This is a genomic window from Bacteroidota bacterium (assembly GCA_016706255.1).
In the GTDB taxonomy this organism is placed as follows: Bacteria; Bacteroidota; Bacteroidia; order Chitinophagales; family BACL12; genus UBA7236.
Map to the genome: position 1 here is coordinate 485,096 of JADJJZ010000006.1, position 13,661 is coordinate 498,756.

The following is a 13,661-nucleotide window of genomic DNA, read 5'->3' on the forward strand; positions in this document are numbered from 1 at the left end:
GGAGTAAAATTTTGAATATCAACGATTACATATCATCAGGAATACTTGAACTTTACGTTTCAGGCGACCTATCAGAATCCGAAAGGAAGGAGGTAGAAGCCCAGGCTGCATTGCATCCTGAAATACGTGAAGAACTCAATGCAATTGAAATTGCAATGGAGAAGTATGCCATGATGCACGCGGTTGAACCCTCTAAAAATGTGTTGCACTCAATTTTGGCAGAAGTTGAAAATACCCAGGTAAAAACAGCTTCCCCTAAAGTAGTTCAAATGAAGCCGAGATCAACCGGTAATATCCTGCGCAGTCTGGCTTACGCAGCCTCTATTTTATTGTTTATTTCCGTTGCCGTTAACGTTTATTATTTCAATAAATACAAAACCGTTAGTGGTGAACTTGCCGATATTCGTGAAGATAATACCTTCATGGCAGGTGAATTCGAAACCCTTAAGGCCAATTATCAAAACTTAGAGTCCGATTTAAATATTATCAAAAATCCCGCTTACGTAGCCATTACGATGAAAGGACAGCCTATTAGTCCTTCGGCTGCTTCAATGGTTTATTGGGATAAATCAACCGGACAGGTTTATGTTTATGCCAGCAAACTTCCTACTCCTGAGGCCGGTAAACAATACCAACTCTGGGCTTTAAAAGACGGAAAACCTGTTGATGCGGGTGTGTTTGATATCAATGGCGAATTACAGCAAATGAAACGAATTACAGAGGCTGATGCCTTTGCCGTTACACTTGAACCTGTAGGCGGAAGTGCAACACCTACTTTAGAACTACTCTACGTAGTTGGTGGCGTTTAATCACAATATTTCTCAACGTCCTTTTAATTATTCAACTGCATCACAAATTTTCATAATTTGTAATCAGGAAAGCATGCTTTTTCCGATTTCATTTTCCTACCTTTGCCGTGCATTTTAATAAACGCTTGCAGGGAAAATGGAACAATCAATAGCGAATACACAGTTACTGGATTATGCAGCCATTTTTGTGCAATTTATTGTGGCGGCAGGTTTCGTTGTTACCACAATTTATTTCGCTCAAAAAATCGGCCCGAAACATAAGTCGGTAAAGAAATTTGAAAGTTTTGAATGTGGTTTGGATTCCATCGGAAATGCACGTTTGCCTTTTTCAGTGAAATACTTTCTGGTGGCAATTTTATTTGTGTTGTTTGATGTGGAAGTAATTTTCTTTTATCCCTGGGCCGTTAATTTTCGGGAACTAGGTGAAGCAGGATTTGTTAAAATGTTAGCGTTCATAGCGCCTCTGCTCCTCGGCTACTTTTATATTATTAAAAAGGGTGCCCTGAAGTGGGAATAACTTACTGATTTTGAAGCAATTCAAATCAGCCAATCTCGATAAATTAACCGGTTCGCCAAAAACGAATCTTAAAATATTGCCGAAGTGGTAAAAGTTACAGAAGCACCGGAAATGTATACAGGCGAAGGCTACGGTCTTACCCGCCTCGAAAAAATTGTAGGCCTGGCCCGAGCTAACTCGATTTGGCCCCTCCCTTTTGCAACCTCTTGTTGTGGAATCGAATTTATGGCAACCATGGGCGCTACTTACGACCTCGGCCGTTTTGGTGCCGAACGTTTAAGTTTTTCTCCCCGTCAGGCCGATTTATTAATGGTAATGGGTACCATCTCGAAAAAAATGGGACCGGTACTCAAACAGGTGTATATTCAAATGGCTGAACCTAAATGGGTTATTGCTGTTGGAGCCTGCGCATCAAGCGGTGGAATTTTTGATACTTATTCAGTTTTACAAGGTATCGATAAAGTAATTCCTGTTGATGTTTACGTGCCGGGTTGTCCGCCTCCGCCTGAGGCAATCCTCGATGGAATTATTAAAATTCAGGAACTCATTAAAACGGAAAGTTTTAGAAGAAGAGAATCTGATGAATATCAAAAATTATTAACCAGCTACGGAATAGAATGAGCGATAAAGTAGAAAACGGGTTAATCGAAAGCCTCCTCAAAGAGCAATTCGGCGATGCAATCCGCAGCGTGGAAGAATCATACGGTATGCTTGATATCGTAGTGAAACGCGAAAAAATTATCGAAATCATTCAATGGCTGCGCGACAGCAATTTATTAAGCTTCAACTTTTTAACCAGCTTGTGCGGCATGCATTTTCCTGATAATAAAGGTGAAGAATTAGGCGTGGTTTATCACATGCACAGTTTCGCAAATAATAAACGTATCCGCTTACACATTTTATTTTCTATCAGCGACCCGAAAGTACCAACCGTAACAGGTTTATACAGAACAGCAAACTGGATGGAACGTGAAACTTTCGATTTTTTCGGAATTAATTTCACCGGTCACCCCGATTTGCGCAGAATATTAAATATGGAAGATATGCAATATCATCCATTGCTAAAACAATATCCGTTAGAAGACGGAACAAGAACAGATAAAGACGATAAATATTTCGGAAGATAATATCCGTAAAAATAAAAATGGTGAAGTTTAATTACTTCTAAGGAATAAAAAAACAATGAGCAATTTACCATTAAGCAGCGATAAAAAAGACCGCCAGTTTTTAAACGGAGTGGAACAAACCGATGAGGAATTAAAACAATATAATTACCTCAACCTCGGTCCAACCCACCCTGCTACACACGGTATTTTCCAAAACATCTTAAAGATGGACGGAGAAATTATTGTTGATGCTCAACCTACTATCGGATATATTCATCGCGCATTTGAAAAATTGGCTGAACATCGCCCGTTTTATCAGGTAACACCAATTACCGACAGGATGAATTATTGCTCCTCGCCAATAAATAATTTCGGCTGGCATATGACAGTCGAAAAATTATTAAATGTGCAAATCCCTAAAAAAGTGGATTATATGCGCGTGATAATTATGGAGCTTGCACGTATTGCCGATCATATTGTTTGTAATTCAGTTATTGCCGTTGATACAGGTGCACTTACCGGATTTTTATACGTGTTTCAGTGGAGAGAAAAAATTTATGAAATATACGAACAAATCTGCGGCGCACGATTAACAACAAACATTGGTCGCATTGGTGGATTTGAACGCGATTTTACACCTGATGTATATCGTCGCATTGATGAATTCCTTAAAGATTTTCCAAAGGCATTAAAAGAATTTGAAAATATGGTAATGCGTAATCGCATTTTCATGGATAGAACAATTAAAACAGGTCCAATTTCCGGTGAACGCGCTTTGGAATACGGATTTACAGGACCAAATTTACGTGCTGCAGGTGTTGATTATGATGTTCGTGTAATGACGCCTTACAGCAGTTATGAAGATTTCGATTTTATTATTCCAATAGGAACTGCAGGTGATACTTACGACAGATTTTGTGTTCGTGAAGAAGAAATGTGGCAGAGCTTAAGCATTATTCGCCAGGCATTGGATAAAATGCCAAAAACAAATGAATTTTTTGCTGATGTTCCTGAATTTTATTTGCCTCCGAAAGATGCAGTTTATAATACGATGGAAGGATTAATCTGGCATTTTAAAATTGTTATGGGTGAGGTAGATGTTCCTAAAGGTCAGGTGTATCATTGTGTTGAAGGAGGAAATGGTGAGTTAGGATTTTATTTGGTGAGTGATGGTGGACGACAACCATTCCGTTTACATTTCCGCCGACCATGTTTTATTTATTATCAGGCATATCCTGAAATGATTAAAGGTGCGTTGTTGAGTGATGCAATTATTACGATGAGTAGCATGAATGTAATTGCAGGAGAATTAGATGCGTAATTTATTTATCTCCGTTGTGGAGTAATTTTTATAGAAGTAATGACAGAAGTACAAAAAATAGAATTTTCACCGGAAGCGATGCTTGAAGTAAGCCGCATTGTGAGTCATTATCCGCAAGATAAAATGAAATCTGCGTTATTGCCGGTGTTACATATTGCACAAAATGAATTTGGTGGATGGCTAAGCGCAGATGTAATGGATTATGTTGCACGCTTGTTACACATTCAACCAATTGAAGTTTATGAGGTGGCTACTTTTTATTCCATGTACAATACCAAACCTGTCGGCAAAATTTTAATTGAAGTTTGTCAAACAGGACCTTGTTGTTTAAATGGTGCAGAAAAAATAGTGCAATACATTGAAAAAAAATTAAATATAAAAGTTGGAGAAACAACAAGAGACAATATGTTCACTTTAAAAACAGTGGAATGTTTAGGTGCTTGTGGTTATGCTCCAATGTTTCAGATTGGTGAAACTTTTTACGAACATTTAACCGAAGAAAAAGTAGATCAGATATTAGAAAATTTGAAACAGGAAAAATTAAAAGCAATTAATAATTAATGCTATAAAGCATAGCAAACGAATATATGGGTCGCAAATTATTATTAGAACATCTCAATAAAGCAAACATCAATACGATGGAGGGATATCTGCAAAATGGCGGCTATCGTTCGGTTGAGAAAGCTTTAAAAAAAATGACACCTGATGAAGTTACTGAAGAAGTAAAAAAATCAGGATTACGCGGTCGCGGCGGCGCGGGGTTTGCTACCGGAATGAAGTGGAGTTTCCTGGATAAAAATTCCGGTAAACCAAGATATTTATTATGCAATGCAGATGAAAGTGAGCCCGGAACTTTTAAAGACAGATTATTAATGGAAAAAATCCCGCATTTATTAATTGAAGGGATGATTGTTTCCAGTTATGCTTTGGGTTGCCGCACAGCGTATATTTATATACGTGGTGAATATATGTTCATTTTGCGCATCCTCGAAAAAGCAATTGCTGAAGCATACGCAAAAGGTTATTTGGGAGAAAACATTTTAGGCAGCGGTTACGCACTCGATTTACATGTGCATCCCGGTGCAGGCGCATATATCTGTGGGGAAGAAACGGCATTAATTGAATCGCTGGAAGGCAAACGTGGTAATCCGCGTATTAAACCACCTTTTCCGGCAATTGCAGGTTTGTGGGGATGTCCTACTATTGTAAATAATGTTGAATCAATAGCTGCAGTAGTTCCGATTATTAATGATGGTGGTGATGAATATGCTAAAATCGGAATCGGAAAATCAACAGGAACAAAATTAATTTCTGCATCAGGAAATATTAATAAACCGGGTGTGTTTGAAATTGAAATGGGAATTTCGGTTGAAGAATTTATTTATTCAGATGAATATTGTGGTGGGATAAAAAATAATCTCGAATTAAAAGCCTGTGTTCCCGGTGGAAGTTCAGTGCCGATTTTACCAAAACATTTATTATTAAAAATGAGTGATGGTAATCCGCGCTTAATGACTTACGAAAGTTTAAGTGAAGGTGGATTTGCTACAGGAAGTATGTTAGGCTCAGGCGGATTTATTGTTTATGATGAAAAAGCATGTATCGTTCGAAACACCTGGAACTTTGCTCGTTTTTATCACCATGAAAGTTGCGGACAATGTTCACCTTGCCGCGAAGGAACCGGCTGGATGGAACGTGTGTTACATAATATAGAATACGGTCATGGTAAAATGGAAGACATTGATTTATTATGGGATATTCAACGCAAAATTGAAGGAAATACCATTTGTCCTTTAGGTGATGCAGCAGCATGGCCGGTAGCAGCAGCAATTCGCCATTTCCGTCATGAATTTGAATATCATGTGAAATATCCGAATCGTGTATTTGATGAAGATCATGTATACCAGCCGGAAATGAAAATGCAAAGTGTATAAAACAATTTAATTGTTATAAGTTAATAAAATGCCAAAAGTAACAATCGACGATATCAGCATTGAAGTTCCTGCAGGAACAACCATTTTGGAAGCTGCAAGAATGATTGGTGAAAATGTGCCACCTGCAATGTGTTATTATTCAAAACTAAAAGGCAGCGGTGGAAAATGTCGTGTGTGTTTGGTGAAAGTAACCAAAGGCAGCGAAAAAGATCCCCGCCCAATGCCGAAACTGGTTGCAAGTTGCCGCACAGCAGTAATGGATGGCATGGAAGTTAAAAATGTAACTTCTCCGGAAGTAATTGAAGCAAGAAAAGGTGTTGTTGAATTTTTACTGGTTAATCATCCGCTCGATTGCCCCGTTTGCGATCAGGCCGGTGAATGTCATTTACAAGATTTAAGTTACGAACACGGCGCAGCAAAAAGTCGCTACGAATTTAAACGCAGAACTTTTCCAACAATAGATATCGGCGATAAAATTAAATTGCACATGAATCGTTGCATTTTATGTTATCGCTGCACACAAGTTGCCGATCAGTTAACCGATGAACGTGTTCATGGTATTATTGGCAGGGGAGAAGTTTCAGAAATTTCAACATATATCGAAAAAGCAATCGACAACGATTTTTCCGGCAACATGATTGATGTTTGTCCGGTTGGTGCATTAACAGATAAAACATTCCGATTTAAATCGCGCGTTTGGTTTACAAAACCTGTGTATGCACATAGAAATTGTACAAAATGTACAGGTAGTGTTACCTTATGGTATCAAGGCGAAGAAGTTTTACGTGTAACCAGCAGAAAAGATCAATGGGGCGAAAGTGAAGCGTTTATTTGTAATGAATGCCGCTTCGATAAAAAACATACGGCAGACTGGAAAATTGAAGGCCCGGCGCATATCGATCGTCACTCAGTGATTTCACAAAATCATTACGAGCTGCCGTTTGAATTACCGGTTACGCAGAAGAAATTGAATGGGTAAGAGGAGATAGAATTTGAACAGCCGATTGAGCAAGATTGAACAAAATTGAACAAAATTGAACAAGATTGATCAAAATTGAAATAAGATTGAAACAGAATTGAACAAGATTGAACAAAATTGATCAAAATTGAAACAAGATTGAAACAATCCCGATAGTTGTCGGGAGAACAAAATTGAACAATCGAATTAGGATAAACTGAATTGAAAAAAATAATAAATAAATTTTATAAATAAAAAGAACAAACCGAAGCAAAATTTACAAGTATAAACCAAACCAAAATCTTGTTCAATTCTGTTTCAATTTTGTTCAATTAAAAAATTAACACCCCGCATCATTCCAATGATCGACCCGATATTAATATTTAAAATAATTCTCGTTGTAGTGCTTTTTGCATTATCACTTGCAATTGCGGCATATAGTACTTATGCTGAACGTAAAGTAGCAGCATTTATGCAAGACCGCCTAGGACCAAACCGCGCAGGACCATTTGGGTTGTTACAACCTTTAGCCGATGGTGTTAAAATGTTTATGAAAGAGGATTTTATTCCAGCGGCGTCTAATAGATTTTTATTTATTGCTGGTCCCGCTATTACCATGATTACGGCATTAATGACAAGCGCGGTAATTCCATGGGGGCCAAATGTTACCATTAATGGAACTAGTGTACCATTGCAGGTAGCTGATATTAATATTGGTGTTTTATATGTTTTAGGAGTTGTGAGTTTGGGAGTTTACGGTATCATGATTGGTGGATGGGCATCAAACAATAAATATTCATTACTCGGTGCCGTTCGTGCATCCAGTCAAATGATTAGTTATGAACTTGCCATGGGCATGAGCATAATTGCTGTGGTAATGTCAACCGGCTCATTAAGTTTAGGCAATATTGTAAATGCACAAAGCGATTGGGCAGGCATGAACTGGAATGTTTTTGTGCAACCGCTCGGATGTTTAATATTTATTATTTGTGCGTTTGCAGAATGTAATAGAACACCATTCGATTTACCGGAATCAGAAACAGAACTTGTGGGCGGATTTCATACCGAATATAGCTCCATGAAACTCGGATTTTATTTATTTGCAGAATATGTAAATATGTTTATTTCCAGTGCAATGATTACGTGTTTATATTTTGGTGGATACAATTTTCCGGGTATGGAAGCAGTGCAGGGTTCGGTAGGTGATATATGGTTTGTGCTGATTTGTGTAGCCGTGATGTTTGCAAAAGTATTGTTCTTCGTTTTCTTCTTTATGTGGATTCGCTGGACAATACCAAGATTCCGTTTTGATCAGTTGCTGAATTTAGGATGGAAGGTGTTATTGCCGTTGTCGATATTGAATGTGTTAATTACGGGAGCGGTGATAATATTTTTTAATTGAAGCAAGATTGAAACAAGATTGAAGCAAGATTGAAGCAGAATTGAATTGAACAAAATTGAACAAAATTGAAACAAGATTGAACAACATTGAGCAGATTTATACAATCCCGATAACCATCTCGATAGTTATCGAGAATAAAAATTTAAAAATTTTGCCTCAATTTTGATCAATAAACAAATAAATAAATAATTTATCCTTTAACCCTTAGAAATAACATTTGTGAATCCTGAATTATTAAAAGCCAGGACGAAGAATTTTGCAATTGAGTGTTTAAAAGTTTGCAAACAAATTCCTCCGGGAGTAGAAAACAACGTTCTTAAAATACAATTATCAAAATCCGGCACTTCAGTGGGAGCGAACTATCGGGCAGCTTGTAGGGCAAGATCTCAAAATGAGTTTATTGCTAAGTTATCAATAGTAAATGAAGAAGCAGACGAAAGCTGCTATTGGTTAGAAGTGATTACGGAAGGCGAAGTATTAACTGATACGGTAACCTTTAACCTGCTTAAAGAAGCAAACGAATTAAATGCTATTTTCACAGCATCCGCAAAAACAGCAAAAATGAATCGTTGGCGCAAGCAACAAGGTGATGATGAGGTTAATAATTAAAAAAAATAAAAACCAGATTAAACTTTCGAATTTACGGAAGTGGAAGCTTGTTTGAACAAATGTGCAAATGATAGTTTAAACCTAAATTTTGCCTCAATTTTGTTCAATTCTGCTTCAATCAAAAAATAATTAAACAATGCAAAGTCTAACAAATAGAAGCAAAATCGTAACCAACAAGAAGATGACACTGTCGGAGCGTCTCTATCTGCCAGCTATACTTGGAGGCTTACGCATTACCATGTCGCACTTTTTTACAAAAAAGGTGACTGTAAATTATCCTGAAGAAACGCGTGAACATAGTAAGGTGTTTCGCGGTGTGCATGTATTGAAACGTGATGAAGAAGGTCGTGAAAATTGCACTGCTTGCGGATTATGTGCTGTTGCCTGCCCTGCAGAAGCAATTACCATTGTTGCAGATGAGCGTCAGAAAGGGGAAGAACATTTATACCGCGAAGAAAAATATGCGGCTGAATATAATATTAATATGTTGCGTTGCATTTTTTGCGGATTATGTGAGGAAGCTTGTCCGAAAGATGCTATTTATTTAACCGACAGAATTGCACCGAGCAATTATCAGCGCGATCAATTCATTTTTACAAAAGATATGTTGGTTGAACCGGTAGCGAAAGACAAAAGAATTGATATCAGCGAAAGAAGAAAAGGAATTCGCGAAGGCGCCATGTAACATTAAATCATAAAACCCAATAATACAGAACCCTAAACAATGAGTGAAATATTTTTTTATGCACTTTCCGCAGTTGCGATAGCATGTAGCCTGCTCATGTTATTTCAACGAAATGCCATGTATAGTGTATTATATCTATTGGTTTGTTTTTTTGCAGTAGCCGGTTTATATATTATGCTTGATGCACAGTTTTTAGCTATCGTTCATATTATAGTATATGCGGGAGCTATTATGGTACTGTTTTTATATGTGCTGATGTTCCTTAATCTGAATGCACCATCCGTTTTTACAAAAAGTAATATGCTGCGTATGGCTGCTATATTAACAGGTGGCTCTGTGTTTTTATTATTGTTTGCATCTTTTTATAAAACTGAATTGGTGCAGTTACCGATGGTTGAAGGAAATACAACCGGTAGTGTGCAAACATTAGGACAAGTATTGTTTAACGAATTTCTCATTCCGTTCGAATTAAGCAGTGTGCTTTTTTTATCTGCTATGGTCGGCGTGATTATTATGAACAAAAAAGATAAAGCAAATGGATAATGCAGTTGCGCTTAGTGAACAAATGCGGGTAATACCACTCGAAAATTATATTATGCTTTCGCTGATATTATTCAGCATTGGCGTAATGGGTATTTTAATGCGCAGAAACCTGATCGTTGTTTTTTTAAGTATCGAATTAATGTTGAATGCCATCAATTTAATGGCTGCAGCATTTTCATCTTACCATAACGACCCGCAGGGACAAGCATTTGTATTTTTTATTATGGTGGTGGCAGCAGCAGAAGTTGCTGTTGGTTTAGCCATGCTCGTAATGATTTACAGAAATACAAAATCAATCGACATTAATTCATTAGATAAACTAAAATGGTAATCCGTTTACGGAATAAAAAATAAAAATAATTACCGGTTTAAGCACTGAAAAGCGATTACACCGAATTAAAAATTAAATAAAGTGAGTCAAAATACCCTAAATATTATCACCACCCTCATTCCGGCGCTGCCACTGCTTGGATTTTTTATTCATGTTTTCATGAAAAGTAAAATTTCCGAAAAAATGGCAGGTATACACGCGTCATTATGGGTGGGCATCGCATTTGTATTATCGCTGGTTTTATTTAATCAGCTTAATTCAACTGATGTTATAGAAGTTACTTTAACAAATTGGTTTCAGGTTGGGGGTTTAACAATTCCATTTGCCTTTCAAATCGACCACCTTAGTATTATTATGATGATGGTAATAACCGGCATCGGTTGTTTGATTCATATTTATTCTATTGGCTATATGCATGGCGATGAAGGATTTAACCGCTTCTTCTCCTATTTAAATTTATTTATTTTCTTCATGCTCCTCCTCGTAATGGCGAACAATTACATTTTAATGTTTGTCGGCTGGGAAGGCGTGGGGTTATGCTCTTATCTCTTAATCGGCTTCTGGTTCAAAAATCAGGAGTATAATAAAGCTGCTAACAAAGCATTTATCATGAACCGCATCGGCGATTTAGCCATGTTGTTCGGATTATTTTTATTATTCCAATATGCAGGCTCATTAACCTTTACCGGTGTGAACGATAGTTTAACACGCCTGGTGCCGGATGAATCAATGTTAACTGTTATAACGCTTTTATTATTTATTGGAGCTTGCGGTAAAAGCGCGCAAATTCCTTTATATACCTGGTTACCCGATGCCATGGCCGGCCCGACTCCTGTTTCTGCATTAATCCATGCAGCAACCATGGTTACAGCCGGTATTTATATGATTGTGCGCAGTAATTTATTATTTTCCATGGCGCCCGATACATTAAATGTTATCATGATTGTTGGTATTGCTACCGCAATTTTCGCCGGTTCAATTGCATTAAAACAAAATGATATTAAAAAAGTACTGGCCTACTCAACGGTAAGTCAGCTCGGTTTAATGTTTTTTGCAATTGGTGTCGGCGCATATGAAGCTGCCATGTTCCACTTAATTACACATGCATTTTTTAAAGCATTATTATTCCTTAGCGCAGGCAGTGTTATTCACGGTTTAGGTGGCGAACAGGATATTCGTAAAATGGGTGGATTAGATAAACGTATGAAAATTACCCACTGGGTTTTCGGATTTGGTGTATTAGCAATTATGGCAGTGCCTCCGTTCTCAGGGTTCTTTTCTAAGGATAGTATTTTAGTTGCTGCATATCATATTTCACCTGCACTTTGGGTAATTGGATTATTTGCCGGATTACTTACTGCATATTATATGATGCGTCTTTACGCAGTTGTTTTCAGAGGAGATGAAAGAATGTCGGAACACGTTAGCAGCCATATTCATGAATCACCACGTGTAATTACAACACCATTAATTATTTTATCGGTGCTTGCAGTATTTGGCGGATTATTAAACGTGCCACATCTATTTGGTGGTAATAAAATGATGATGCATTATTTAAGTCCGGTTGTGCCAATGGATGAAAAACATATGACCATGAATACGGAAATAATTTTAATGGTTATTGCATCATTGGCTATTTTCCTGACCATTTATTTTGCACATTTAAAATATAAAATCAAAAAAACAGTGCCGGAACCCGATGCACAAATTGTTGGATTTGGCAAGGTATTAAATCACAAATATTATATCGATGAACTATATAATACAATTGTTGTAAAACCATTACATACATTCGGTAATTTCTTATATAAAATTATCGACCTGCAGGTAATCGACGGGTTTGTAAATGGTACAGCACGATTAACAGCGTATTGTTCAACACAATTAAAAAATTTACAGACAGGTGCTGTGAGTTTTTATTTATTTGCCATGGCCATTGGTATGGTTGGAATTTTATTATTAATTATTTTGATGTAATTCATGTTCACATTACTACTCATATTATTACCCATCGTTGCAGGTTTAGGTTTGCTGCTTTTACCACAGCAAATGGCTAAACAAATTGCATTGGTAACCACATTGGCTACCTTAGCATTAACGGTAGCAACCTATTTTCAATTTGACCCGCATGCAGGTGCGCAATTTGTTACAAATGTTCCTTGGATCGACATGCTCGGTGTTCGGTTCCATATTGGTATTGATGGAATTAGTATGGTGATGCTCATTTTGAGCAATATCCTGGCACCATTAATTATACTTTCTTCATTTAAAGATGATTATTCTAAACCCGGACTGTTTTTTGGTTTAATGCTCATCATGCAGGGTGCAATGAACGGTGTATTTGTTTCATTGGATATGTTCCTCTATTATATTTTCTGGGAACTGGCATTAATTCCTGCTTATTTTTTAGTGTTATGGTGGGGCAGGGGCGAAACAACAAAAATTACATTCAAATTCTTTATTTATACCTTATTCGGAAGTTTGTTTATGCTGGTGGCTATCATTTGGTTGAGCGGACAAGGCGCAACAAATTCTACCGACATCAGTAATGTTTACGCGTTACAAATTCCGGCTTCAACACAATTGTATATTTTCCTGGCATTTATGCTGGCATACGCAATTAAAATTCCGGTATTTCCATTTCATACCTGGCAACCGGATACTTACACCTTTTCACCATCACCCGCAACCATGTTGTTATCGGGTGTGATGTTAAAAATGGGATTGTATTCTATTATCCGTTGGATTCTACCTGTAGTGCCTGAAGCAGTTAATGAATACGGCCGAATTATTATGATACTCGCAGCAGTTGGCGTTTTTTATGCTTCCGCTATTGCCTGGTTACAAAAAGATTTAAAAAGATTATTCGCATATAGTTCTATTGCTCACGTTGGATTAATTACTGCCGGAATTTTAACTGCAACAGAAATTGGTTTGCAAGGCAGTATGTTACAAATGATGGCACACGGTATCAACGTTGTCGGATTATTTTATGTTTGCCAGATTCTATATAGGAAATTCGGTAATCACGATGTAAATGCAATGGGTGGCCTGCGTTTAAATGCACCGTTGTTTGCAGGATTATATCTGGTAATTATGCTCGCATCTGTTGCCTTGCCATTAACCAATGCTTTTCCCGGCGAATTTATGTTGCTGAATGCAGTGTATGGTGTAAGTCCGTGGATTTGTTTGTTTGCAGGAAGTGGCGTCATTTTAGGTGCAGTGTATATGTTCACCAGCTATCAGAAAGTAATGCTCGGTGAATTAAACGGAAAAACAAATACTTTTACTGAAATTGATAATATGGATAAATGGGTGTTGATTCCAATTGTAATTTTAATTTTTGCATTGGGAATTTATCCTTCATTTATTACCAACTTATCAGAACAATCAGTTCAAGATATAATTAATATTTATAAGACCAAAATTGGTGTTTCAATTTAAGT

Annotated in this window: 15 protein-coding genes; all 15 read left to right on the plus strand. The window is 37.2% G+C overall.

Features of this window, described 5'->3' with window-relative positions:
- The first annotated feature begins 11 nt into the window (after positions 1-11).
- Positions 12-809 carry an anti-sigma factor gene (locus IPI65_10725; protein ID MBK7441988.1) on the plus strand — a complete coding sequence of 266 codons (798 nt, stop codon included), beginning with the start codon at positions 12-14 and terminating at the stop codon, positions 807-809.
- Positions 810-945: 136 nt separating this feature from the next.
- Positions 946-1,326, plus strand: a complete 381-nt coding sequence (locus IPI65_10730) for an NADH-quinone oxidoreductase subunit A (protein MBK7441989.1) — start codon at positions 946-948, stop codon at positions 1,324-1,326.
- Between the two features lie 75 nt (positions 1,327-1,401).
- Complete coding sequence (locus IPI65_10735) at positions 1,402-1,947, plus strand: NADH-quinone oxidoreductase subunit B (protein ID MBK7441990.1); 546 nt, start codon at positions 1,402-1,404, stop codon at positions 1,945-1,947.
- A complete protein-coding gene (locus IPI65_10740) occupies positions 1,944-2,453 on the plus strand; it encodes an NADH-quinone oxidoreductase subunit C (protein MBK7441991.1) in 510 nt (169 codons plus the stop codon). The genes IPI65_10735 and IPI65_10740 overlap by 4 nt, the downstream gene beginning before the upstream one ends.
- A gap of 55 nt (positions 2,454-2,508) precedes the next feature.
- Positions 2,509-3,753, plus strand: coding sequence for an NADH-quinone oxidoreductase subunit D (locus IPI65_10745; GenBank protein ID MBK7441992.1), 1,245 nt, complete (start codon positions 2,509-2,511; stop codon positions 3,751-3,753).
- A gap of 39 nt (positions 3,754-3,792) precedes the next feature.
- Positions 3,793-4,314 (plus strand): NADH-quinone oxidoreductase subunit NuoE, encoded by a 522-nt coding sequence (gene nuoE / locus IPI65_10750; protein MBK7441993.1) that lies wholly within the window; start codon positions 3,793-3,795, stop codon positions 4,312-4,314.
- A gap of 26 nt (positions 4,315-4,340) precedes the next feature.
- On the plus strand, positions 4,341-5,687 hold the full coding sequence (gene nuoF, locus IPI65_10755) for an NADH-quinone oxidoreductase subunit NuoF (GenBank protein ID MBK7441994.1): 1,347 nt from the start codon (positions 4,341-4,343) through the stop codon (positions 5,685-5,687).
- A 28-nt stretch (positions 5,688-5,715) separates the two neighbouring features.
- Positions 5,716-6,666, plus strand: a complete 951-nt coding sequence (locus IPI65_10760; GenBank protein MBK7441995.1) for a (2Fe-2S)-binding protein — start codon at positions 5,716-5,718, stop codon at positions 6,664-6,666.
- A 340-nt stretch (positions 6,667-7,006) separates the two neighbouring features.
- A complete protein-coding gene (gene nuoH, locus IPI65_10765) occupies positions 7,007-8,047 on the plus strand; it encodes an NADH-quinone oxidoreductase subunit NuoH (GenBank protein ID MBK7441996.1) in 1,041 nt (346 codons plus the stop codon).
- Positions 8,048-8,266: 219 nt separating this feature from the next.
- Positions 8,267-8,656 (plus strand): four helix bundle protein, encoded by a 390-nt coding sequence (locus IPI65_10770; protein ID MBK7441997.1) that lies wholly within the window; start codon positions 8,267-8,269, stop codon positions 8,654-8,656.
- 136 nt (positions 8,657-8,792) lie between these two features.
- On the plus strand, positions 8,793-9,341 hold the full coding sequence (gene nuoI / locus IPI65_10775) for an NADH-quinone oxidoreductase subunit NuoI (GenBank protein MBK7441998.1): 549 nt from the start codon (positions 8,793-8,795) through the stop codon (positions 9,339-9,341).
- A gap of 39 nt (positions 9,342-9,380) precedes the next feature.
- Positions 9,381-9,884, plus strand: coding sequence for an NADH-quinone oxidoreductase subunit J (locus tag IPI65_10780; GenBank protein ID MBK7441999.1), 504 nt, complete (start codon positions 9,381-9,383; stop codon positions 9,882-9,884).
- On the plus strand, positions 9,877-10,215 hold the full coding sequence (nuoK, locus tag IPI65_10785) for an NADH-quinone oxidoreductase subunit NuoK (protein ID MBK7442000.1): 339 nt from the start codon (positions 9,877-9,879) through the stop codon (positions 10,213-10,215). Before IPI65_10780 ends, nuoK begins: the two co-directional genes overlap by 8 nt.
- An 81-nt stretch (positions 10,216-10,296) precedes the next feature.
- The gene (nuoL, locus tag IPI65_10790; protein ID MBK7442001.1) at positions 10,297-12,192 is read left to right on the plus strand and encodes an NADH-quinone oxidoreductase subunit L; all 1,896 of its coding nucleotides are present in this window, start codon (positions 10,297-10,299) and stop codon (positions 12,190-12,192) included.
- A gap of 3 nt (positions 12,193-12,195) precedes the next feature.
- A complete protein-coding gene (locus IPI65_10795; protein ID MBK7442002.1) occupies positions 12,196-13,659 on the plus strand; it encodes an NADH-quinone oxidoreductase subunit M in 1,464 nt (487 codons plus the stop codon).
- Positions 13,660-13,661: the final 2 nt, after the last annotated feature.